Annotated in this window: 20 protein-coding genes and 1 riboswitch; of the genes, 4 read left to right on the top strand and 16 right to left on the bottom strand. The window is 47.3% G+C overall.

All coding sequences use genetic code 11. The features are described from left to right. Nucleotides 1-3: 3 nt before the first annotated feature. Together H9626_RS04465 and H9626_RS04460 are read right to left on the bottom strand one after the other, a co-directional pair. On the bottom strand, nt 4-942 hold the full coding sequence (locus H9626_RS04465; protein WP_178257136.1) for a ribose-phosphate pyrophosphokinase: 939 nt from the start codon (nt 940-942) through the stop codon (nt 4-6). Nucleotides 943-1229: 287 nt separating this feature from the next. Beyond that, a complete protein-coding gene (locus H9626_RS04460) occupies nt 1230-2117 on the bottom strand; it encodes an AraC family transcriptional regulator (protein ID WP_191709690.1) in 888 nt (295 codons plus the stop codon). A 158-nt stretch (nt 2118-2275) separates the two neighbouring features. Between H9626_RS04460 and H9626_RS04455 the strand changes: the two genes are divergently transcribed. After that, the gene (locus tag H9626_RS04455) at nt 2276-3673 is read left to right on the top strand and encodes a sugar porter family MFS transporter (protein WP_191709689.1); all 1398 of its coding nucleotides are present in this window, start codon (nt 2276-2278) and stop codon (nt 3671-3673) included. 43 nt (nt 3674-3716) lie between these two features. Continuing rightward, nucleotides 3717-7019: a DUF5107 domain-containing protein gene (locus H9626_RS04450; RefSeq protein WP_191709688.1), complete on the top strand. Its 3303-nt coding sequence runs from the start codon at nt 3717-3719 to the stop codon at nt 7017-7019. A 188-nt stretch (nt 7020-7207) separates the two neighbouring features. Here the strand turns inward: H9626_RS04450 and H9626_RS04445 are convergent, their stop codons facing one another. The 14 genes from H9626_RS04445 to dnaN form a co-directional block, all read right to left on the bottom strand. Beyond that, the gene (locus H9626_RS04445; protein WP_178257140.1) at nt 7208-7816 is read right to left on the bottom strand and encodes a thiamine phosphate synthase; all 609 of its coding nucleotides are present in this window, start codon (nt 7814-7816) and stop codon (nt 7208-7210) included. A 315-nt stretch (nt 7817-8131) separates the two neighbouring features. Continuing rightward, entirely contained in the window at nt 8132-8824 is a 693-nt protein-coding gene (locus H9626_RS04440; RefSeq protein ID WP_191709687.1) for a HesA/MoeB/ThiF family protein, read from the bottom strand. 22 nt (nt 8825-8846) lie between these two features. Further along, a complete protein-coding gene (gene thiH, locus H9626_RS04435) occupies nt 8847-9968 on the bottom strand; it encodes a 2-iminoacetate synthase ThiH (protein ID WP_191709686.1) in 1122 nt (373 codons plus the stop codon). Between the two features lie 81 nt (nt 9969-10049). Beyond that, nucleotides 10050-11741, bottom strand: coding sequence for a phosphomethylpyrimidine synthase ThiC (thiC, locus tag H9626_RS04430; RefSeq protein WP_191709685.1), 1692 nt, complete (start codon nt 11739-11741; stop codon nt 10050-10052). A 14-nt stretch (nt 11742-11755) separates the two neighbouring features. Then, nucleotides 11756-12529 (bottom strand): thiazole synthase, encoded by a 774-nt coding sequence (locus tag H9626_RS04425; protein WP_191709684.1) that lies wholly within the window; start codon nt 12527-12529, stop codon nt 11756-11758. A 24-nt stretch (nt 12530-12553) separates the two neighbouring features. After that, nucleotides 12554-13168, bottom strand: a complete 615-nt coding sequence (locus H9626_RS04420; RefSeq protein WP_191709683.1) for a thiamine phosphate synthase — start codon at nt 13166-13168, stop codon at nt 12554-12556. Between the two features lie 9 nt (nt 13169-13177). After that, on the bottom strand, nt 13178-13378 hold the full coding sequence (gene thiS, locus H9626_RS04415; RefSeq protein WP_178257146.1) for a sulfur carrier protein ThiS: 201 nt from the start codon (nt 13376-13378) through the stop codon (nt 13178-13180). A gap of 64 nt (nt 13379-13442) precedes the next feature. Beyond that, a riboswitch (TPP riboswitch) is annotated at nt 13443-13538 on the bottom strand. A 130-nt stretch (nt 13539-13668) separates the two neighbouring features. Next, nucleotides 13669-14421: a TapB family protein gene (locus H9626_RS04410; protein ID WP_191709682.1), complete on the bottom strand. Its 753-nt coding sequence runs from the start codon at nt 14419-14421 to the stop codon at nt 13669-13671. Between the two features lie 274 nt (nt 14422-14695). Beyond that, complete coding sequence (locus tag H9626_RS04405) at nt 14696-16396, bottom strand: tetratricopeptide repeat protein (protein ID WP_191709681.1); 1701 nt, start codon at nt 16394-16396, stop codon at nt 14696-14698. Between the two features lie 19 nt (nt 16397-16415). After that, nucleotides 16416-17165 (bottom strand): 23S rRNA (guanosine(2251)-2'-O)-methyltransferase RlmB, encoded by a 750-nt coding sequence (gene rlmB, locus H9626_RS04400; RefSeq protein ID WP_178257149.1) that lies wholly within the window; start codon nt 17163-17165, stop codon nt 16416-16418. 21 nt (nt 17166-17186) lie between these two features. After that, the gene (recN, locus tag H9626_RS04395) at nt 17187-18857 is read right to left on the bottom strand and encodes a DNA repair protein RecN (protein ID WP_178257150.1); all 1671 of its coding nucleotides are present in this window, start codon (nt 18855-18857) and stop codon (nt 17187-17189) included. A 9-nt stretch (nt 18858-18866) separates the two neighbouring features. After that, nucleotides 18867-20057, bottom strand: coding sequence for a bifunctional phosphopantothenoylcysteine decarboxylase/phosphopantothenate--cysteine ligase CoaBC (gene coaBC, locus H9626_RS04390; RefSeq protein WP_191709866.1), 1191 nt, complete (start codon nt 20055-20057; stop codon nt 18867-18869). Beyond that, nucleotides 20057-20833, bottom strand: a complete 777-nt coding sequence (locus H9626_RS04385) for an exonuclease domain-containing protein (protein WP_191709680.1) — start codon at nt 20831-20833, stop codon at nt 20057-20059. Before H9626_RS04385 ends, coaBC begins: the two co-directional genes overlap by 1 nt. A gap of 8 nt (nt 20834-20841) precedes the next feature. Continuing rightward, nucleotides 20842-21966 carry a DNA polymerase III subunit beta gene (dnaN, locus tag H9626_RS04380; RefSeq protein WP_178257152.1) on the bottom strand — a complete coding sequence of 375 codons (1125 nt, stop codon included), beginning with the start codon at nt 21964-21966 and terminating at the stop codon, nt 20842-20844. A 191-nt stretch (nt 21967-22157) separates the two neighbouring features. Between dnaN and H9626_RS04375 the strand changes: the two genes are divergently transcribed. Together H9626_RS04375 and H9626_RS04370 are read left to right on the top strand one after the other, a co-directional pair. Next, nucleotides 22158-22541 carry a DUF3127 domain-containing protein gene (locus H9626_RS04375; RefSeq protein WP_178257153.1) on the top strand — a complete coding sequence of 128 codons (384 nt, stop codon included), beginning with the start codon at nt 22158-22160 and terminating at the stop codon, nt 22539-22541. A 342-nt stretch (nt 22542-22883) separates the two neighbouring features. Next, nucleotides 22884-23708: an AAA family ATPase gene (locus tag H9626_RS04370; protein WP_178257154.1), complete on the top strand. Its 825-nt coding sequence runs from the start codon at nt 22884-22886 to the stop codon at nt 23706-23708. Nucleotides 23709-23713 lie beyond the last annotated feature (5 nt).

Here is a 23713-nt window from a genome sequence, read left to right as displayed (position 1 = left end):
AACTTAAATCAAGTATTGCGAACTGATAGACTCGTTAGTCATCACGCGGCGTATCGTTTCGGCAAACATGTCGGCGATAGACAGTTGTCTGACTTTGGCGCAACGTTTAGAATAAGGAATACTGTCTGTAAACACCAGTTCTTCCAGCTGTGAGTTTTGTACGCGCTCCGAAGCCGGGCCCGACATCACACAGTGAGAAGCGATGGCACGTACCGAGCGTGCACCGGCTTCCTTCATAATATCGGCAGCTTTGGTAATGGTTCCGGCAGTATCTACCATGTCGTCAATCAGGATAACGTTTTTGTCTTTCACGTCACCGATGATTTGCATGGAAGCTACCACGTTGGCTTTTTCGCGTGTTTTATGACACAATACCAAAGGTACATCCAAGAACTTGGCATAGCTGCTCGCACGTTTCGAGCCTCCCACGTCGGGAGTAGCAATCGCCAAGTCGGGCAATTTAAGCGACTGAATGTAAGGAAGGAAGATGGTAGAAGCATACAGATGGTCTACCGGGATGTCGAAGAAACCCTGAATCTGGTCAGCGTGAAGGTCCATAGTAATTAGTCGGTCGATGCCTGCCACTCTCAGTAAGTCTGCCACCAATTTTGCTCCGATGGAAACACGGGGCTTGTCTTTGCGGTCTTGACGCGCCCATCCGAAATAAGGGATAACGGCAATAATACTCTTGGCGGATGCACGTTTAGCGGCATCAATCATCAGGAGCAGTTCCATCAAGTTATCAGAGTTAGGGAAAGTAGATTGAACCAAGAACACGTACTGTCCACGAATAGACTCTTCGTAAGAAACAGAAAATTCGCCGTCGGCGAAGTGGGTAATGTTCATATTACCAAGTTCACAGCCCAAGCTGTTGCAGATTTTTTCTGCGAGGTATCTCGAATTTGTACCCGAGAATACCTTAAAAGGTGTTGTTCCGCTCATTGTTTTTAAATAGATATATTGCCTAAATATTTATTATGAAATGCAAATTTACGCCATTTCTTTAAGTCGGACAAAAGATTTTCATAAAAAATAAAAAAAATGCCTTATTGAAAAATTTGAACAAGCTCAAACGTTGCCCGGCATGACACGAAGGCTTTGAAAATTCTATTCGGAAGGTGTCTTGGTTCTATGGGTAGAACCGGTCAACGCTACTGCATAAGATGAGTAACGCTACCCATAGCGTTTTTCGATATAAATGGCTATTGATTTTCAGGTGATTATATGCGCTATCCTTTTTTTAGTTTCCGGTATTCTCGCGGTGAGATTCCCATTATTTTATGAAATAATCTTGAAAAATAATACATGTCTTCGATGCCTACTTTGTAACAGATTTGGTTTATCTTCATGCCGGTAGTGTCGAGCATGAAACATGCTTCCTGTATCTTCAGCAGGTTGAAATACGACAGCGGGCTGTGTCCTGTTTTTTTCTTGAAAAGCATTGAGAAGTGTGAGGGCGAATAGCCGATATGCTCTGCAAGCTCTTCGAGCGTGAGGTGTTTCTCCAGATTCTCTTTCATGTAGTGGATGGCTATTTCCGAAAGGTTCTCATCGTCAGTCTGGTGTTCGCCCGCGTTACGGTACTGCTGAACGTATTTCAACGAGCCTAAATAGTAATGAAACAAAGAAGACACATAGTGCAGGTTCTCGTTGCTGTAGCCCGACGCCAGCGTGTTGAATATCTCCTCGAACAGGTTGATGCGGTTACTGATGCGCGAATGAATCTCCGGACGTATGTCTACCGGATGTACCGCCTTCTGTGCGTAATAGGGGGCAAGCGTTCCCTTAAAATGAATCCAGTAAATCGTCCACGGCGTATCGGGGCTTGCTCCGTAGGCGTGCGGAACTCCGGCGGGGAGTATGAAATACTGGTTGGAGGAGACGGCGTACTCGCGTTCGTTGATGCGGAACCATCCCGCCCCGTTGATGCAGTAAATGAAAACATACTGATCGATGGGCTGTTTCCTTTCCCGAAAGTGGTGAAGGGCTTTGGGATAATAGCCGATGTCCGTAATGTGGAGCATGGAAACCAGCGGATCTTTTTCCATCATCCGGATAATGAGTTGGGGCAAAACGATTGCCCGCTCTCCGTTGAAACCGTTTTTCAGTCGTACCATAATATATAAGATGTAATGGGAAGGGTAAGGTTCTGCCGGCAAATATAGCGATAAATAATAAGATTGTCCATGTTCTCGATGAAAGATTCCATTTTTTGCCAGCCCTTTGCTGCGTACCTTTGCCCTACCTGAAAAACAATAATTAATAATCTGATATCATGGGAATGTACAACAAACGATTTGTTTATTTTATCTGTCTGGTGTCTGCTATGGGCGGACTCCTGTTCGGATACGACTGGGTGGTTATCGGAGGTGCCAAACCCTTTTACGAACTCTATTTCGGGATAGCCGATAAGCCCGTAATGCAGGGGCTTGCCATGAGTGTTGCCTTGCTGGGATGCCTGATAGGGGCAATGGTTGCCGGCATGATGGCAGACCGCTACGGACGGAAACCGCTTTTGCTGGTTTCGGCGTTTATCTTCTTGTCTTCGGCATACGCTACCGGAGCTTTTTCGGAATTTAACTGGTTTTTGGTGGCACGCTTCTTGGGCGGTATCGGCATCGGCATTGCTTCGGGCTTGTCGCCGATGTATATTGCCGAAGTAGCGCCGGCATCCGTGCGCGGGCGTTTGGTGTCGCTTAATCAGTTGACCATTGTTTTGGGAATCTTGGGAGCGCAGATAGCCAACTGGCAGATAGCCGACCCCATCCCCGATACGTTTACTCCGGCGGATATCTGCATGTCGTGGAACGGGCAGATGGGTTGGCGATGGATGTTTTGGGGAGCTGCTTTTCCCGCTGCTGCCTTCTTGATATTGGCTTGTTTTATCCCCGAAAGTCCGCGCTGGCTGGCAATGAACGGGAAGGTGAATATCGCCCGCGAAGTGTTGAACCATATCGGTGGCGGGACGTATGCCGACGAAGAACTCTCGCGGATGACGCAGACAGCGGGCGACAAGCAAGAGAAAGGAGGATTAAAACTGTTGTTCAGCCGTCCCTTCCGCCGCGTATTGACATTGGGCGTGATCGTGGCAGTATTCCAGCAGTGGTGCGGAACGAATGTGATATTCAATTATGCACAAGAGATATTCCAGTCGGCGGGCTATTCGTTGGGAGACGTCTTGTTTAACATCGTAGTGACGGGAATAGCCAACGTTGTCTTTACGGTTGTGGCAATATATACAGTCGACCGCTTGGGACGCCGCTCATTGATGCTCTTGGGAGCTGGTGGTTTGGGCGGCATCTACCTGATTCTCGGTACATGTTATTTCTTTCAGGTGAGCGGTTTCTTCATGGTGGTGCTGGTCGTGCTTGCCATAGCCTGTTACGCCATGTCGTTAGGTCCGATTACGTGGGTGCTGCTTACCGAAATCTTCCCTAACCGCGTGCGTGCCGTGGCGATGGCCACCGCTACGTTCGCCCTGTGGCTGGGCAGTTTTACGCTTACCTATACTTTCCCTCTGCTGAACCACGCGCTGGGCAGTTACGGAACGTTCTGGATTTACTCCGCCATCTGTGTGGCAGGTTTCGTGTATTTCCTCCGCACGTTGCCCGAAACCAAAGGAAAGTCTTTAGAGAACTTGGAGGAAATATTGGTTGGAAACCAAAAGAATTAAAACGAAACAAATAGCAGAATAACTTTAAAACTTCAGATAAATTATGGTAAAAGCATGGAAAGAAAGGGTTGTCATTCCCACGTACGAAGTGGGCAAGCCCGAAAAAAATCCGATATTCTTAGAAAAACGTGTATATCAGGGAAGCAGCGGCGTGGTATATCCTTATCCGGTTATTGAATCAATATCGAACGAGAAAACGGATAAAGCCTACAATGCGATCTTTATAGAAAATGAATATATAAAAGTAATGATTCTTCCGGAACTGGGCGGGCGCGTGCAGATGGCGTATGATAAGATAAAGCAGCGTCATTTCATTTATTACAATCACGTAATCAAGCCCGCTTTGGTAGGACTTGTCGGACCGTGGATTTCGGGTGGAATCGAATTTAACTGGCCGCAACACCATCGTCCGAGCACTTATATGCCGGTAGATTCGAAAATAGAAGAAAATGCCGATGGAAGTGTTACCGTATGGGTGAACGAAATAGAACGGATGTTTCACCAGAAAGGGGCGGCAGGTTTTACACTCCGTCCGGGATGTGCCTTTCTGGAGATAAAGGGGGTTCTTTATAACCGTACCGAAGTGCCGCAGACTTTCCTTTGGTGGGCTAATCCGGCAGTGGCGGTAAACGATTATTACCAGAGCGTATTTCCGCCCGATATAAATGCCGTATTCGACCACGGAAAACGTGCCGTTTCCAGTTTCCCCATAGCTACGGGTACTTATTACAAAATGGATTACTCTGCCGGAGTAGACATATCCAACTATAAAAACATCAAAGTGCCTACCTCGTATATGGCGGTAAACTCCCGATTTGATTTTGAAGGAGGATACGAAAATGATACTCATGCAGGTATGTTGCATGTGGCAAATCATCACATATCTCCGGGAAAGAAACAGTGGACATGGGGAAACGGAGACTTCGGCCGCGCATGGGATCGTAACCTGACCGATGAAGACGGTCCGTACATTGAACTGATGGCAGGGGTATATACCGAAAACCAACCCGACTTTACTTGGTTACAGCCTTACGAAGAAAAGAGTTTCGTACAGTATTTCTTGCCTTACCGTGAATTGGGCATAGTGAAGAATGCCACTAAAGATTTGCTGATGAACATCGACCCGGAGGGAGAGGGGAAGGTTCGTTTCAAGATTTTCGCCACTTCCAAACAGGCTGTATGCGTAACGCTGAGCGGTAAAGAGGGGCAGGTTTATTATCAGAAAGATGTCGTCATTACTCCCGAAGCATTACTGGATGAAACGGTAGAGACAGGTGACGAACGGTTTGGCGACCTGCGTTTAGACATTACCTCGAAAGGGAAAGAACTGCTGTATTGGCACGCCGAACCCGATGAAGTTAAACCCATTCCGGATGCAGCCGAAGCAGCCCTGTTGCCTGAAGAAATAAAAACTACCGAACAGCTTTATCTGACGGGCTTACATTTGGAACAATATCGCCACGCCACCTATAATCCGGTAGATTATTACGAAGAAGCCTTGCGCCGAGACCCGATCGACGTGCGTAATAACAACGCACTGGGGTTGTGGTATATCCGTAAGGGGCGTTTCCGTCGTGCTGAGCAATATCTGACCACGGCTGTAAGAACGCTTCAGAAACGCAACCCCAATCCTTACGATGGCGAACCTATCTATAATCTGGGATTGGCTTTGAAATATCAGGGAAGAATGGACGAGGCATACGCACGTTTCTATAAAGCCTGTTGGAATGCCGCATGGCAGGATGCCGGTTATTTTGCCTGCGCACAGATATCGGTCATGCAAGACCGCTTGGAAGACGCATTGGATGAAATCGACCGTTCACTGATTCGCAACTGGCATCACCATAAAGCAAGGGCGCTGAAAACAACCATCCTTCGCCGTATGGGAAGAACCGATGAGGCTTTAAAACTGATAGACGAGTCGTTGGATATCGACCGCTTTAATTTCGGATGCTTGTACGAAAAGTATCTGCTGACGGGCTCAAGCGATGATTTGTCGGCACTGAAAGAACTGATGAGAGGCTCGGCACATAATTACGACGAGATTGCATTGGATTATTGCGGGGCAGGCTGTTGGACGGAAGCAGCATCCTTATGGAGAGTGGCGATTTCTGAAAATGCCGTAACGCCGATGACGTATTATTATTTAGGCTGGTGTTTGGTGCAAGGACGGTTGGACGGAGCGGATGAAACCTTTGCGAAAGCTGCTGCTGAGTGTCCCGATTACTGTTTCCCCAACCGGCTGGAGGCGATTCTTGCCTTACAGTGTGCGATGGAAAAGAATCCGAAAGACGCGAAGGCTCCTTACTATTTGGGTAACTTGTATTACGATAAACGTCAGTATGATTTGGCTACCGAGGCATGGGAAACTTCTGCTGCGTTGGATGATACATTTCCTACCGTTTGGCGGAATCTTGCGTTGGCTTATTTCAATAAGCAGAACCGTACCGAGAAGGCGATTGAATGTATGGAGCGGGCGTTCCGTCTGGATGAAACAGATGCCCGTGTGCTGATGGAGCTGGACCAGTTGTACAAACGTGTACATCGCTCTCACGCCGAGCGTTTGAAGTTCTTGCAGCATTATCCCGAACAAGTGGCACAGCGCGATGATTTGGTGTTGGAAGAAATTACCCTGCTGAATCAAACCGGACAATATGAAGCAGCCAAGAGTATGCTGGATGCCCATCTATTCCATCCGTGGGAAGGCGGCGAAGGAAAAGTCCCGGCGCAATACCAGTTTGCCCGTGTGGAGTTGGCTAAGAAATGCCTGAAGGAGGGCAAGAACGCCGAAGCCGTTAAGCTGTTGGAAGAATGTTTGGTCTATCCGCACCATTTGGGTGAAGGCAAACTCTACGGGGCACAGGAAAATGATTTTTATTATTTCTTGGGATGCGCCTATGCCGCAATGGGAGATAATGCTCAAGCCAGAACGTGTTGGGAAAAAGCAGTATTAGGACCAACCGAACCCGCCGCCGCCCTGTATTATAACGATGCCAAACCGGATAAAATTTTCTATCAGGGACTGGCGTTACTGAAGTTAGGAAGAAAAGACGAGGCAAACGGACGTTTCTACAAGCTGACTACATACGGAGAAAAACATTTGTTCGATAAAGTGAAGTTAGATTATTTTGCCGTTTCGTTGCCCGACCTTCTGATTTGGGAAGACGATTTGAAAGTGCGCAATATCATCCACTGTAAATACATGATGTCATTGGGATACTACGGATTAGGTAACGTAGATAAATCACTCACTCTGCTGGACGAAGTGAAAATGCTTGACATCAACCATCAAGGCATTCAAGCGTTCGAGAGTCTGACAGAATTAAGTGGTACATGTGTCTTATAAAATAGCAAGAACAGTATGTTAGGATATAAAAGGTTATCAATTCTTCTGTTGGCGGTGGGGTGGATGATGTTTGCTCTGGTGCGGTGAAGAATAAAATAAACAATGACATGTGAAATATGCCTATCTATTTCACATGTCATTGTTTTAATAAGTATTTAATAAATAGTTACAGGAAAGCCTTTCTTACATTAGTCAGCAAGATTCCTGATTCGTCGGAAAGTGTCGATAAGTCCCTGATAATTGGTGTCGGTGGCAGGGTCGAATTTATTCCATATTGCTCCCATGATGGCAGCACCTCCGAATCCAAAATCTTTTACACGCAGGATGTTGTCTTCGTCTACTCCGCCCAGCGCTATCACCTTTTTGTCTATAATCCCTTTTCGGGCGGCCTCGCGGATGGTTTCGGCTGTAAAGGCGGAGTGATATCCTTGTTTGGAGATGCTGTCGAATATCGGACTTAGAAATACGTAATCGCAATTTTTTTTGTCGGCTTCCACTTCTTCCAGCGTGTGGCATGACGCACTGATGTGTCCCGTATAGTTGTCGGGGATTATCGGGTTGCGGTGGCTCAGGTGGATTCCTTTCAGTTTGTATTCGTTTTTCAAGTAAAAATGGTCGTGAACCACAATGCGTTTACGATATTTTTCGGGGATGAGCGTCAGCAGTCGTTCGGCGTAAGCAGATGCCGTATCGGGTTTTCGCAGATGGAGCACATCAAGTCCTTCATCGAAGAGGTTAGTTATTATTTGGTCTTCCTCCACAAAATATTGGGGAGTTGTAATTAATATTAACTTCATTTCTATAAATAAATAATAGCGGCAAAGTTACGAACCTCCCTTTAAAACTGCAAAATAAATAGCGTGTTTTTATATAGGTTACGTTAAGAGTCTGTTTTATTCCGACTCGGTTGGGAGGTAAAAATGTAACGGTAATTACCCGTAAAAACGCTATGGGTAGTGTTGCTTGTTTCATGCGGATGAGTTACCCGGTTCTATGGGTAAGACTTGCCGGTCTTTCGGGTAGCGTTTTCGGGGGATAAAATGAGGTAAAAAAACTCTCCGTTTTTACCCTATCGTTTATGTGGATGGAGGTAAAAACGGAGAGCGATTGGCTTACAGTGAAAAGGTATATGTTTCCAGTGTCTTCAGGTCGATGTGCCACAGTTTTCCACTCAACACTTCACCGTAGCCGCAGATAATCTTTACTACTTCGTTGGCTTCGGCAGACCCTATCAGTCCCGGAGTAAAGCCCATGACCCCTTTGGGCGGATGAGGCATGGAGAGCATTTCCGCTTCGTCGGGGAAGAGGTCACGATACGTCTTTCCGCCCCGATAGTTGAATACCGAGACTTGCCCGTCGAAGGCACGGATGGCACCGTACACGTACACTTTGTTTAAACGGACGCACGTGTCGTTTATCAGATAACGGGTGGCAAAGTTGTCACATCCGTCTACCACAATGTCGTATTGCGCGATGATGGACTCGGCATTCTCATAAGTAAGGCGTACGGGATAAGCCTCAATGTTGACTTCGCTGTTTAAGGCCTGCAAGTGCTTTTGCGCCTGTAATGCTTTTGAGAGTCCCACTTCGTCTTCTCTGTAAATCACTTGCCGCTGAAGATTGGTTTCACTTACTACATCGTCGTCTACCAGTCCGATGTTTCCAACTCCCGCCCCTGTCAGATAAAGGGCAATGGGAGAGCCTAAGCCCCCCACGCCTACAATGAGAACACGTGCCTGTTTCAGTTGCGCCTGTCCTTCCTCACCGATTTCGGGCAGGATAAGCTGGCGATTGTATCTTTCCATGAATCACGAATGTTTTAAAATATTACTTTACGAAATCGAACGAAGCATCCCAGTCTTTCCATACCGGTTCGCGTCCGAGCGATTTCAAGGCATGTTCCACCTCTACGGCAGTACGTTCGTCGCTTACGTGGAACTGTTCGAGTGCCTGCGGGTAGGTATAATACCCTCCCGGTTCGGTCTTACTCTCCGCGCTCATGGTGGTTACGCCGAGCGAAGCCATGTGGTCGCGTATGTAAGCCGGTTCGCGCGTAGAGTACGAAATGTCTACATCATGGTCAAAGATACGCATGGCGAATGTTACCTGTGCCAACTCTTTGTCGCTCATAATGACATTGGGTTGGAATCCTTCGTTTTCGGCAGGACGCATACGCGGAAAGTTTACGCTGTACTTCGTTTTCCAGTAATGCTTTTGCAGGTAACGCAGGTGATAAGCCATCATGGTAACATCTGTCCGCCAGTCTTCCAATCCTATCAGCACACCCATGCCGATGGAGTGAACACCCGCCTGTCCCATGCGGTCGAATCCGTTGACGCGCCATTCGAATTTCGATTTCATGCCGCGCGGATGATATACGTTATACCGCGCCTTGTTATAGGTTTCTTGGAAACAGATAACTCCATTCATGCCGTGTTTTATCAGTTCGGCATACTCTTCGGTTTTGAGCGGCATGACCTCGATTTTCAGATTCGAGAAATACGACTTAGCCAAGTCGAGCGCTTTGGCGAGATACGGAACTCCCGCTTTGGCAGGATTCTCACCGGTAACGATGAGCAGGTTCTCGAACGGTCCGAGCTTTTTGATGGCGCGGTATTCGTTTTCTATTTCCTCCGGCGTAAGGATGGTGCGTGCCATCGGGTTGCTGATATGGAATCCGCAGTACACACACGAGTTCGTACATGAATTGGTGATGTACAGAGGGATAAACATCGAGATGGTTTTGCCGAACCGTTCTTCGGTGTATTTGCGACTGAGTTGCGCCATAGGCTCCAGATATTTCTCGGCAGCCGGTGAAACCAGTGCCATGAAGTCGTCTACGTCGCAATGTTCTTTTCCCAAAGCTCGAAGCACATCCGATTCTGTTTTCGAGTAGATGGCTTCGGTGGTGGCTTCCCAATTTATTTTTTCTAATTCTTCGCTGAACATTTTATTTAATGAATAATTAGAAGGTAACAATTAACAGCGGTAGATTGGGTTAGCATCTTTCCGTTATTAATTCTTCATTGTTTAATTATTAATTTTAGAGAGATCTCTACTTAGTTTCATTGCACAGAAGTTAGGTCCGCACATCGTGCAGTATTCTCCGTCGGTATGTCGACCTTCGTTGAAGTATTCCAATGCACGGTCGGGGTCGAGGCTCAAGTGGAACTGGTCGCGCCAGCGAAATTCATAGCGTGCTTTGCTCAGGGCATTGTCTCGTATCTGCGCTCCCGGATGACCTTTTGCGAGGTCGGCAGCATGGGCAGCAATCTTATAGGTGATGACTCCCGTACGCACGTCTTCGCGGTTCGGCAGTCCCAAATGCTCTTTGGGAGTAACGTAACAGAGCATGGCTGTTCCCAACCATCCTATTTGGGCTGCACCGATGGCAGAAGTAATGTGGTCGTAACCCGGAGCTATGTCTGTCACCAGCGGGCCGAGCGTATAGAACGGTGCGTTATGACAGTGTTCTATCTGGCGCTGCATGTTTTCTTGTATCTTGTGCAAGGGCACGTGTCCCGGACCTTCGATGAAGGCTTGCACATTCTTTTCCCATGCACGTACTACGAGTTCGCCCATTGTGTCGAGTTCGGCGAATTGGGCTTCGTCGTTGGCATCGGCAATACAGCCGGGGCGCAATCCGTCTCCCAAAGAGATTGCCACGTCGTATTGGGCAAGGATGTCGCAGATGTCATCGAAATGTTCGTAGAGGAAAGATTCGCGGTCGTGGACAAGACACCACTTGCTCATGATACTACCTCCGCGGCTTACGATACCACACAGGCGTTTGTCGGCGAGATGAACGTTGTGGCGACGGATTCCGGCATGGATGGTAAAGTAATCCACACCCTGTTCGCACTGTTCAATCAGCGTATCTTTATAGATTTCCCACGTCAGGTCCTCCACTTTGCCGTTCACTTTTTCAAGTGCTTGGTAAATAGGTACAGTTCCTACCGGCACGGGGCAGTTGCGTACAATCCATTCGCGCGTTTCGTGAATGTTGTCGCCCGTTGAGAGGTCCATCAGCGTATCGCCTCCCCACTTGCAGCTCCATACAGCCTTGTCTACTTCCTCATCGATGCTCGATGTGGTGGCAGAGTTACCGATATTGGTATTGATTTTTACGAGGAACTTGCGTCCGATAATCATCGGTTCACTTTCCGGGTGGTTGATATTGGCAGGCAGTACGGCACGTCCGGCAGCGATTTCTTCGCGCACGAATTCCGGAGTGATATAGGTATCAATGCCCAATTCCTTGCAGTTCATGTTCTCGCGGATGGCTACATATTCCATTTCGGGCGTAATGATGCCCTGCTTGGCATAATACATCTGCGTACAGCATTTTCCGGCTTTGGCACGATAGGGCAGGGCGATATGTTCGAAACGCAAATGATCGAGCGAGGCATCATCGCGGCGCATCTTGCCGTATTCCGAAGTGATAGACGGAAGCTGCTCTACGTCGCCGCGTGAGGTTATCCACGATTCACGCATACGGGGAAGCCCCTTTTTCAAGTCGATTTCAATGTTCGGGTCGCTGAACGGACCGCTGGTGTCGTAAACGTAAACAGGCTCGTTCGGGGTCATTACCTTTTTACCGTCTACGATGCTGACGCTGGGCGTAAGGTTTACTTTCTGCATTCCCACCTTAACGAACGGGAACAGTGTGCCTTGCATATAGGCTTTTTCGGCATGTGCGTATGCTTTATTGTCTTTTTCCATAATCGGTTTGTTTTTTAATTAAGAAATGCTGTAAGGGGAGAGGAAGCGGAAGCCACCAAGTTGGTAGCCTGCGTACCCAGTCCGGCTTCGTAGGCACGTCGTCCGGCGATAACGGCTTCTTTAAATGCGGTAGCCATTTCCACCGGATTTCCGGCAACGGCGATGGCAGTGTTTACCAGACATGCCGCCGCGCCCATTTCCATCGCTTCGGCTGCGTGGCTCGGTGCACCAATTCCCGCATCCACTACTACCGGCACGTTACTCTGCTCGATAATGATACGCAGGAAGTCGCGCGTCTGTAATCCCTTGTTTGTACCGATGGGGGCAGCGAGCGGCATAACCGTGGCTGCTCCGGCTTCTTCCAGACGTTTGCAGAGCGTGGGGTCTGCCTGACAGTAGGGAAGTACCACGAATCCTAATTTAACCAGTTCTTCCGTGGCTTTTAGCGTTTCAACTGAATCGGGCAGGAGGTAACGCGGGTCGGGATGGATTTCCAGTTTCAGCCAGTTCGTGCCAAAAGCCTCGCGAGCCATTTGTGCTGCGAATACGGCTTCTTCTGCCGTGCGTACGCCCGACGTGTTGGGCAGTAATTGGATATGCGGGTGAACGATGTGTTTCAGCATGTCGTCTTCTTTATCGTTCAGTTCGATACGTTTCATGGCTACGGTTACCATTTCCGTGCCTGAGGCAAGAATCGCCTCTTCCATCAGTTGGTTTGAATTGAATTTTCCGGTGCCCAAAAACAGGCGTGAGTTAAACTCTTTTCCGGCAATGATTAATTTTTCCATTGTTATCTTGTTACAATTTTTTTATTATTTGATAGCTAAAATTCGCCGTGTTTCTTCCGTAGGATTGTCTGCCCGCAGGATGGTTCCGCTCAGTGCAACACCTGTTACTCCGGTTTGCAGGATGGCAGGGATGTCTTCGCGGGTGATTCCTCCGATGGCTACTATCGGCAGATTAATTCCGGCTTCTTTCATTTGCGATACGATACGGCGATACCCCTCTAGACCGAGAATCGGACTGAGGTTCTTTTTGGTGGTGGTGAATCGGAACGGTCCGCACCCGATGTAGTCGGCTCCCGCCTCGTAGTGCATCTTCACGTCGTCGAACGTGTTTGCCGTTCCTCCGATGATGAAACCGTTGCCCAACAGCCGGCGTGCTTCGGCGACAGGCATGTCATGCTTGCCCAAATGCACCCCGTCGGCGTGTAATTTTTTTACAAGTTCTACGTGGTCGTCGATGATGAATGTGGCATGATACGTCCGGCATAATGCCTGAACGCGCAACGCCTCCTGCTCTACCTCTTCGGGTGAAGCATCTTTCATGCGCAACTGAATCCATCGGCATCCCCCTTCGATTGCCATGCGCGCCGAGTCGTAATACGAATATTTCTCCGTGAAATGAGTGATGAACTGAAGTTCCATAGCTCTGATTTACCCTCCGCAGGCAGCTTTGATGATTACCAGACTGTCGTTTTCTTTCAGCGGAGTGTTTTCCCATTCCGTACGTGGTACCATGCGGTTATGCAGGGCAATGGCAACTCCCTGAGCGGGAAGTTCTAATTGGCGGGCTAAATGGGCTATGGTGTTTCCACCCGTAAGCTCTGTCTCTTTGTTATTTACCAGTATTTTCATATAATAACGTATTTAAAAAGGTAAGTAATACAAAGAGGAACCCGGATGGGAATAAGCAGAAAAAATATCAGCAAGCAACAATCCCTTCGTCGGTACTAACCGCATCAGGTTCGCAGGGTATAATCTCAGCCTGTTTTGTCGGGCACCCCTTTGTTTTACTTTGATTGCGACAAAGATAGAAGAAAAGATTGGGATAACGAAGAAAGAACAGATAAAAAGTTTTATCGGTTGTTTTTTTATCCTGACATTTGGGCGGTAAATGTCAGGATATTTTAATGTGTTTGTCAGTGTCAGATAGACGGTTTCTCAATGCGTACAAGCGTACTTGTTGCCATAACTTTACCGCGTTTGGTTCTCTCTTCACTCTTTACCAAACCGACATTTTCGGCATACCATTCGGTCATATAAGTGGTTTCAGAGATAAACATGATCTTGTATTTGGCTTGATAGGACACCTTCAGACAGTTGAACGTACCTGCTTCGGTAGTCAGGGTTTCAAATCCGATAACCGTACCGTTGCTGACGGAAGCAGTCATTTTTATCGGTTTCAGTTTGTAAAGGAATTTAGATTCAGGCAATTTGTCACCGGCTTTGGCATCGGTTTTCAGCGGAATATAGACTTCTCCATCGCAGTGCAACTGTTCCATAAACTCGTCAAATCCTTTTTTCATTTTCTCCTCGTCGGTTTCTTCAGGATTGGCTTGGTGATACCCGTCAAGGTAATAGCGGTACATCATTTCTTTCAGATAATCAGCACTCATCAGCGTCATGCGGGTCGTTTTGTCGTTGTCGCATCGGAATGTTATTTGTTCGGCAGCGTCTCCAAACTCCGCCCGCTTTCCCCAGTTTTCTTGTTTTACAATTAATGTATCGCCGCTTTTATAAACGTCAACAATGCAAGATGTGTCTGTTTGTACGGTTTCTTTTTCCGTATCCCGCGTTTCGTAATATAGCAATGTGCCTTTTTGGGTGTTGCAAAACTGTGCTTTCACTGCACTTGAGCAGGCAGCCAACAACATGAATAAATACAATGTCTTCTTCATAACGATTAAATTTGGTGTTTGTATATTGCAAAAATAGGCAAAATAAAAATAGGCAAAATAAATTACTGCTAATGTTTTTTTCGTGGAGAATGTATGATTGGAAGGAAGGAAAAGGAGGATGAATTTCTATTCGAAGTGTCAGTCAGTTCTTCCCATAGAAACAGGTAACTTTTCGGGTAGCGTTACAGGTTTCTTCCCATAGAAAAAGGGGACATTCCTGTGGTAGAATCACATCAGGAATGTCCCCTTTTTCTATGGGTAAGAGAGTGTCGTTTTATTTGTTGTACCGCTCAATCAGGTTTCCGGCAACAGTGTCTCCCAACTCCTGCGCCTTCTTTAAATTGGCAAGCCCCTCTTTCTTTTGCTTTTGCTGTATCTGGCTGTATCCCAACATACGGTAGGCGGCAGCATTGTTCGCATCGAGCGCAATGGCCTGTTGCAACGACTTGATGGCTTCTGCCACTTGGTTGGTCCGCAAGTGTACGCTACCCTTTTCCAACCAATATTCCGAGTTGTTGGGTTCCATTTCTACGGCTTTCGTGATGTCGTCGAGTGCCTGCTGATACATGCGGCATTGCATTTCCGTCTGTTGGCGTACCATGTAAAACTCGGCAGTAACCTGTCCTAACATGGCGTCGTAAAAGTCGTTATAATCAAGCACGGCATCGCGGTATTCGCCTGCTGCACTTTTCATCCGTGCGCGTTCGTACAAGTAAGGTGCGGCATCCTGCCCGTAAGGTTTGTTGAAACGAACCACGGCGCTGTCCATCAGTGCGATAACCTCTTTCATTTCTACCCCCGGCGTCAGCTCTTTGGCTTTGGCTGCCGAATAAAAAGAAGCGGCAGAAGCCAGTGGCGTACGGTTTACCGCCTCGTATGAAGCAGATGCCTCGGCATACTTCTGCATGGCAAAATAAATATCCCCCTGCACCTGATAGTAAAGTCCCTCTGGCGAAGCGGCAAGCGACTCATTGATTTCGTTCAGCGCACGCTCCAGCGTCCAGTCGCTGTACGGCTGTTTGCCGTTCAGGGAAAGGTTGTAGCTATAAAGCAGTTTGGCGATGTTGTAGTGAGCTTCCGCCTTGTTTTCGGCAATGTCAAGCATTTTTTCCAACTCTTTTTCCGCCAAAGCATTGTGTTCGTCATCGCCGAAATTCATGTAACAAGTAGCCCGGCGCTGATACCCTTCGATGTTGTTGGGATACTGAGCAATGAAGTCGTTCAACAATTCAAGATAATCACTCTGTGAAAGTTGCGACGACTGCATATACAAATAAACCAGCGCCTGCGATTCATCGTCCGGCAAAGCCTTTTTGATGCCGATGGAGTTGAGCGTAAAATCGCTGCCCGACAGTGCAGAAATAGAAAGCGACATGGCATAACCGATCCCGATGGCATAGCTTTCTTTGCTGTCTTTTTCCGTATTTTTCTGCAACAATCCGATTACCTCACCGTTGATGTTCATTATCGGGCAACTCACGGTTTTGTCGGTGGTGTGCATGTTCAGCGTATAATAGAAAGAATTGTTGCTGATGCTGTCAATCTTTGCTATCGTTCCGTTTTGAACGTCGGCAGACTTCTGGGTAGAGTAAGGCAGCAGGTAAACCGTGGCGTTTTCGGCAGCAGCTTGCGCGGCAGGCTGAAGCGCCGTAGGCTTCTTGTCGGTAGCCGTGCGGAACTTTACCACATCATACATGTCGTTAGCTCCTAAGATGAACGTAACAGGCAATTCCTTGCCGTCGGCAGTCACCACCACCGCCCGTTCGGCACCCTTAAACAGTGAATAATCAGACACAGCAGTACCGTTCTCATCAATGTAAAATCCGTTTCCCGTATTCAGGATTTTGTTTTCCTTATTATATGTAATTACCGAGAATACCGCTTTTCGCGCTTTGTTTACCCACTTGGGAAGTTCCTGCGCCCAACCACATTGGAAGAACATCCCGCAGGCTAATAGAAGTATTGTCTTTTTCATGTTATGTTAAGATTTTATGTTATTCGTTTCCAAATCCGCGCTGCTTCACGGCTTCGTAAATCAGGATGCCTGCTGCCACGGATACGTTAAGCGATTCGATGTTGCCGAACAGCGGAATCTTAATCCATTCGTCGCACAGGGCGAGGTGTTCGTAAGGCACTCCCGTATCTTCCGCCCCCATGATGATGCAGGTAGGCGAGGTATAATCGCCCTTCGTATAATCGTAATCACCTTTTTCGGTAGCGGCAACAATCTTAAATCCGCTTTCTTTTAAGAAGTTGATGGTATTCTTCAGATTACTTTCGCGGCACACCGGAAGCGTATGCAGAGCCCCTGCTGAAGTCTTGATGGCATCGGCATTAACACTTACGCTGTTTTTCGAAGGGATAATGATGGCATCTACTCCGGCACATTCACACGTGCGGGCAATGGCTCCGAAGTTACGTACATCCGTCAGTCCGTCGAGCATCAGCAGCAACGGATTCTTACCCTGCTCGAAAAGGAAAGGCACGATATCCTCCGTGCGCTGGTAAGCGATGGGTGAGATAAAAGCCACCACCCCCTGATGATTCTTTTTCGTAATGCGGTTGATGCGTTCTACCGGCACTCGCTGTACCGGGATAAACGTATCTTTCAGTGCGGCGAAAAGCTCCTTCGACAAGTCGCTTTGAATATCTTTCTTCACCAAAACTTTGTCTATTTCCTTGCCCGCTTGTATGGCTTCGATTACGGCTCTTACGCCAAATATCATTTCGTTCTTTTCTATCATAACTTTAAAATATGCTTGTAATTAGTTGTTCGGGAATCCCAACAAAGCGCGTGCGTTATTCATTGCAGCCTCAGTCATGGTCGTTCCGCTCAGCATGTTGGCAATCTCGCAGACCCGTTCGTCATCACTCAGTCGGCGGATGTAGCTGTTTGTTCCCGTTTCGGTATCTTCTTTATATACTTTGTAGTGTGCACTTCCGCGTGCAGCTATCTGAGGCAAGTGGGTAATGCTGATAACCTGCCGGTTCTGTTTCCCCATGTCTTGCATGATAAGTGCCATCTTCTCGGCTATCGAGCCGGAAACCCCCGTATCTATTTCGTCGAAAATAATGGTTGGCAACTTGACCGCTCCGGCTATCATCGCTTTCAGTGAAAGCATCACGCGGGCAATTTCTCCACCCGAAGCAATAGACGCAACGTTTTGCAGCGTGCCGTTCTTGTTGGCGGAAAAGAGAAAAGTAACACTGTCCATACCTTTGGCATCAGGCTCTTTGCGCAGCGTCATTTCTACCGCAAAACGTACATTGGGCATCCCCAGCGGAACAAGCAGCGATTTCATCTGCGTTTCGATGTAGCGTGCAGAGCCTGTACGGAGTTCGGTTAAGCGTTTCGCTTGTTGTGTTACCTGCGCATACAGCTTATCCTTTTCCTTATTCAGCTCGGCAATACGGTCATCGAACGAAGTGATGGTGTTTAATTGTTCCCGATACTTATCCGCTAAAGCAATAAGCTCTTCTACAGTCTTGACATGGTGTTTCTGTTGCAGGGAATAAATTAAATTCAGCCGTTCGTTCACGTAATCCAAGCGCGACGGGTTGAATTCTATTTCCTCCTGCGCTCCGGCAATTTCGTGTGCCAAATCCTTCAGCTCAATGTAACAACTGTTCAGGCGTTCTATCCATTCCTGTGCCGGAGCATACACGCGGGAGATGGATTGCAGTGTCTGTTCACATTCCTTAGCCAGCGCCAGCGTACCGCCTTCATCGCCATTGATAAGCTGTTCAGCCTTGTACAGTCCGGCTTTGATATCTTCGGCATGACTCAACGTCTCCGATTCCTTTTCCAGTTCCGCCTGTTCGTTTTCCTTCAGTCCGGCTTCTTCCAACTGCTCCAGTTGGAAACGGATATAATCTTCGTCTTGCTTGCTCTTCTCTGCCTGAGCGATAAACTCCTCTAAGCCCCGGCAAATCTGTTTGTAGTCATGATACACTTTCTGATAAGCAGACAAGTCGTTATCATCTTGCGCCAAAATGTCCAATATATTCAGTTGGAATCCTTCTTTGTTCAACAGAAGATTCTGATGCTGGCTGTGTACGTCTATCAGCTTCTCGCCTAAAATTTTCATTTGAGCCAATGATGCCGGTGTATCGTTGATAAACGCACGGCTCTTGCCATTGGCTGATACTTCACGGCGCAGGATACATTCTTCCGGGTCAAACTCAATGTCGTTTTCCATGAAGAAATGCTCCATGCCGTAGGATGCAATTACGAAACGTGCTTCTACGATACATTTGGTTGCCCCGTTTTTTATGGCTTTCACATCTGCACGTTGCCCTAACAGCAAGCCGATGGCACCGAGAATGATAGACTTTCCCGCCCCTGTTTCTCCGGTAATAACGGAAAAGCCGGGCGTAAAGTCGATATTCAGCTTGTCGATAAGCGCATAGTTCTGTATGTAGATAGACTGTAACATAGCGTAGCGTTAAAATAAAGTTACCAGTTTGTCGATTATATCGGTAGCCACTTCCGTTTTCGGTTTCAACGGATAAGCTGTTATGCCGTCACGGTCGATGATGGCTATTTTATTCGTATCGCAGCGGAATCCCGCCCCTTTATCGTTCAGTGAATTCAGTACAATGAAATCAAAGTTCTTGCGTTTCAGTTTGTCTTGCGCATGGCTTACTTCATCGTTGGTTTCCAATGCGAATCCTACCAATCGTTGTTCCGGGCGTTTCTGTTTACCCAGTGCCGCAGCTATGTCTTGCGTAGGCTTCAACCGGAGTATCAGGTCGTCTTTTTCACGTTTAATCTTTTGCTCGGCTGTCACCTCCGGAGTAAAGTCTGCCACGGCTGCACATAAGATACCGGCATCGGCATCTTCGTAATTCTCTACCGCAGCTTGGTACATCTCGGCAGCACTTTCCACGTTGATGCGTTTGATGTTGGGATGAATCACCTCTCGGTTTACCGGACCGCTTACCAGCGTTACTTCCGCTCCGCGTTCCGCGCAGGCTTCGGCGAGAGCATATCCCATTTTACCCGACGAATAGTTGCCGATGAAACGTACCGGGTCTATCTTTTCGTATGTAGGTCCGGCAGTAATCATGACTTTTTTCCCTTGCAGGTCTTGCCGGCGCGAAAAAAACGCTTCCAGCACCTCTATTATTTTTTCCGGTTCTTCCATGCGGCCTTTACCTACAAGGTGACTTGCAAGTTCGCCCGAAGCCGGTTCGATGATATGATTTCCGTACGAACGGAGAATATCTAAGTTATGCTGGGTCGACGGATGGGCAAACATATCCAAGTCCATCGCCGGAGCAATGAACACGGGAGCTTTCATCGAGAGGTAGGTAGTTACCAGCATGTTGTCGGCTATGCCGTGCGCCATCTTGCCGATGGTAGACGCCGTAGCCGGGGCAATGACCATTGCGTCGGCCCACAATCCGAGGTCGACATGGCTGTGCCACGTTCCGTCGCGCTGCGCAAAAAACTCGCTGATGACCGGCTTGCTGGTCAGTGCCGAAAGCGTGATGGGAGTAATAAATTCCTTTCCCGCCGGAGTTATGACGATTTGCACTTCCGCACCTTTTTTTATCAGGCCTCGTGTCAGTACGGCAGCCTTGTACGCAGCAATGCTACCCGTTATTCCCAATACGATTTTCTTTCCTTTCATCATTTCATCAGATTGCTTTCGCGTAAACGGATTTTAGTCAGTACGTTTTTGGTGTTCAGGGTGAAATCGCCATTCATTATCCATCCGTAATAACCCATGTCGCGTTTTAATACTTCGGATACAGGGATTCCCTTGTATTTGCCGAAATTGAAAACCTCCACGCCGTTATCATCGTACACGATGCGTCCGGCAAAGTCTACGTTCTTGCTGTATGTTGAATACTCTGAGAGGAAATTAATGTCGTTTTCCAGAACCTCGGGATAACGGTCGAGCTGAGCCTTCAACACTTCGTAAGTAGCCCGTGTGTCGGCTTCGGCTGTATGCGCGTCTTCCAGATTCTTTCCGCAGTAAAACTTATAGGCAGCCGAAAGCGTACGCTGCTCCAGCTTGTGATAAATTACCTGCACGTCGATAAACTTCCGTTTGGTCAGGTCGATGTCGATTCCCGCACGCAGGAACTCCTCTACCAGTACGGGGACATCGAAACGGTTGGAGTTAAATCCGGCGATGTCTGCACCCTCGATGTCGTTGGCAATGCTCTTTGCCACTTCCTTGAAGGTAGGACAGTCTGCCACATCCGCATCGTAAATTCCGTGAACGGCAGACGAGGCTTCCGGTATGTGCATTTCCGGATTGATGCGCATCGTCTTAGACTCTTCGTTAGCGTTGGGGTAAACCTTCAGGTAACAGATTTCCACGATGCGGTCGGTATTTATATTGGTTCCCGTTGTTTCCAAATCGAAGAATACCAACGGATTTTTTAAGTTCAGTTTCATTTCTTATTTTAGTCGTTTAACATCATGGGCATGAGCAACATCAGCAAATCTTCATTCTCTTCCTGCTCTTCGGGTACGATGACTCCTGCACGCGACGGGTCTGCCAGTTCGATTATTACATTGGTAGAAGACATGCTGTTCAGTATGTCTATCAGGAACGACGATTTGAAGCCGATGCTCATCGGATTCCCGTCATATTGGCAGATTGTCGTTTCTTCTGCCGAAGTAGAGAAATCAATATCTTGTGCAGAAATTTTCATCAAGTTGTCTGAGAGACTTAACTTGATGAGGCTGCTTGCCTGAGAAGAAAATACCGATACACGCCGTAACGCACTGATAAACATGGTGCGGTCGATAGTAGCTTTGTGCGGATTGTTCTGCGGAATTACGGAATTGTAATTCGGGTAACGTCCTTCTATCAGGCGGCATGTCATGCAGTAATTTTCGAGTACGAACGTAGCATTGCGGTCATCGAAGCTGATTTTCACATCGCCTTGCTCTTTCGGCAATAAGTTTTTCAGCAGGTTGGCAGGCTTTTTAGGAAGAATGAAGGCAGCCTTTTCATCGCCGTGTGCCGCATAAGTCTTGTAGCGCACCAACTTGTGTCCGTCTGATGCCACTATCGTGATATCTTCGGTAGTTATATCGAAATAAATACCGTTCATTACCGGGCGCAACTCATCATCGGCTGTCGCAAAAAACGTGCGGTTTACACCCACGTTCAACACATCAGCTCCAATGGTGACTTCAACGGTGTTTCCTCCCAAGTTTTGAGCTTGAGGGTATTCATCGGCGTTTTGTCCCATTAAGTTATATTGCCCGTTCTGATATTGGATGGTAATTTCCAGACTGCTCGGATTTATATCGAAGCTCAAGGGCTGTTCGGGGATTTCTTTCAATGCTTCCAGCAGGGTTTTGGATGAAACGGCAAAGCGTCCGTCGCCCGAAAATTCGTTTGCCTCGATGGAAGTACATAAGGTGGTTTCATTATCCGAAGCTGTCATCGTTAATGTTCCGTCTTGCATTTCCATTAAGAAACAATCCAGTATAGGCAATGAGTTTTTTGAGTTGATAACGCGGCTGATAGCCTGTAAGTGGCTGAATAAAGCGGTACTTGAAACAATAAACTTCATAGGTTTGTTTTGATATGTTTATTATAATATTTCTTTCAATTAACTGCCAAAGTTACGAAAAGATTGCAGAAGCAGCACAAAAAAACACCGAAAAATTAGTTTGCTTTTTCGGAAAAGTGTAATTTCGTAACCGATTTTTTTACAACCGAGACAAAACATCAATATTTAACAGATATAAATAAAGACAAGTAATGGAATTACAAGGAAGAGTGATAGCCGTTCTCGAACCGAGAGGCGGAATTTCTAAAAACGGAAACGAATGGAAGGTGCAGGAATACGTAATCGAAACCCACGACCAATATCCCCGCCGTATGTGTTTCGATGTGTTTGGCGCAGATAAAATACAGCAATTCAATATCCAAGTAGGAGAGGAACTGAATGTTTCGTTCGACATCGACGCACGCGAATGGCAAGGACGCTGGTTTAACAGTATTCGTGCATGGAAAGTGGAACGTGTATCGGCAGATGCGGCACAAATGCCTCCCGTTACGCCTCCTTTCCCGCCGGTTAATGCAGCTCCGTCGGCACCGGTCGATTTTTCTGCTACGGACGATAAAGACGACCTGCCGTTCTGATACTCGTTCTTAATCGTCCTCTTATCCGAAAGGGACAAAAATCCGAGAAGTACCTATCCGATGCTTCTCGGATTTTTGTCCCTTTTTTCGTATGGCGGCGGTTTTTTCTTGTAATGAAGCCAGCCTTGATTACCAGCGGTTTATGAGACAGCTTTTAGCGGCAAAAACGCTTGCGGTAGAACACGGTGACTTTTCGGCTAATGTAAGTGAACACATGCGGATGCGTCGGTGGGTTGTCCGAATAGAATTTTTCTTCTTGTTTTTGATAAAATTTAAATCCCCTCAAGGCAGATTATCCGTTAAAATCAGTATATTTGGTTTTCAGAATAAAAATACAAAGTCATGAAGAAACAGGCTGATTACATTAAACGCATTGAGATAAAAGGTTTGTGGGGACGAAAAAATATTTCGTGGAATTTACGTGCCGATGTTAATATCCTGAGCGGAGTGAATGGCATCGGCAAAAGTACAATCCTCAACAAGTCGGTTTTAAGCCTTAACGCCCTTGAAGGGGGCGCATTAACCAATGGCGTCCAGCCGGGTGTGTCGTTTATTTTCTCGCCCGAAGACGCTACTTATATCCATTTCGACGTGATACGGAGTTTCGACCGCCCGCTTATCAGTTCCGGTTTGCTGGAAAAGATAGGAAACCAGAATGTAAAAACCGAACTCGACTGGCAGCTTTACCAGTTGCAGCGCCGTTATCTGGATTATCAGGTGAATATCGGCAACCGCATCATCGAGTTGCTTACCAGCGGGGTGATCGAAGACCAAGCCCGCGCCGCACAGGTGTCTCGTCCGAAAACCGAATTTCAGGATATGATAGACGATTTGTTCAGCGAAACGGGGAAGAAAATCATCCGTAAGAGCAACGAAATACAGTTTGAGCAAGACGGCGACGTGTTGACTCCTTACCAGCTTTCTTCGGGCGAGAAACAGATGCTCGTAATCTTGCTTACCGTGTTGGTGCAAGATAACCAGCCTTTTGCCTTATTTATGGATGAGCCTGAAATTTCTCTCCACGTAGAATGGCAGCAACGGCTGATTTCGTTGATACGCAGCCTTAACCCCAACGTGCAAATTATTCTGACCACTCATTCGCCGGCGGTAATCATGAACGGATGGATTGATGCCGTAACCGAAGTGAGCGACATTACAACCCATTAAACAAC

This window comes from Phocaeicola faecium (genome assembly GCF_014837055.1).
Taxonomy (GTDB): Bacteria; Bacteroidota; Bacteroidia; order Bacteroidales; family Bacteroidaceae; genus Phocaeicola; species Phocaeicola gallinarum.
This window is presented reverse-complemented; position numbering and strand designations above follow the sequence as displayed.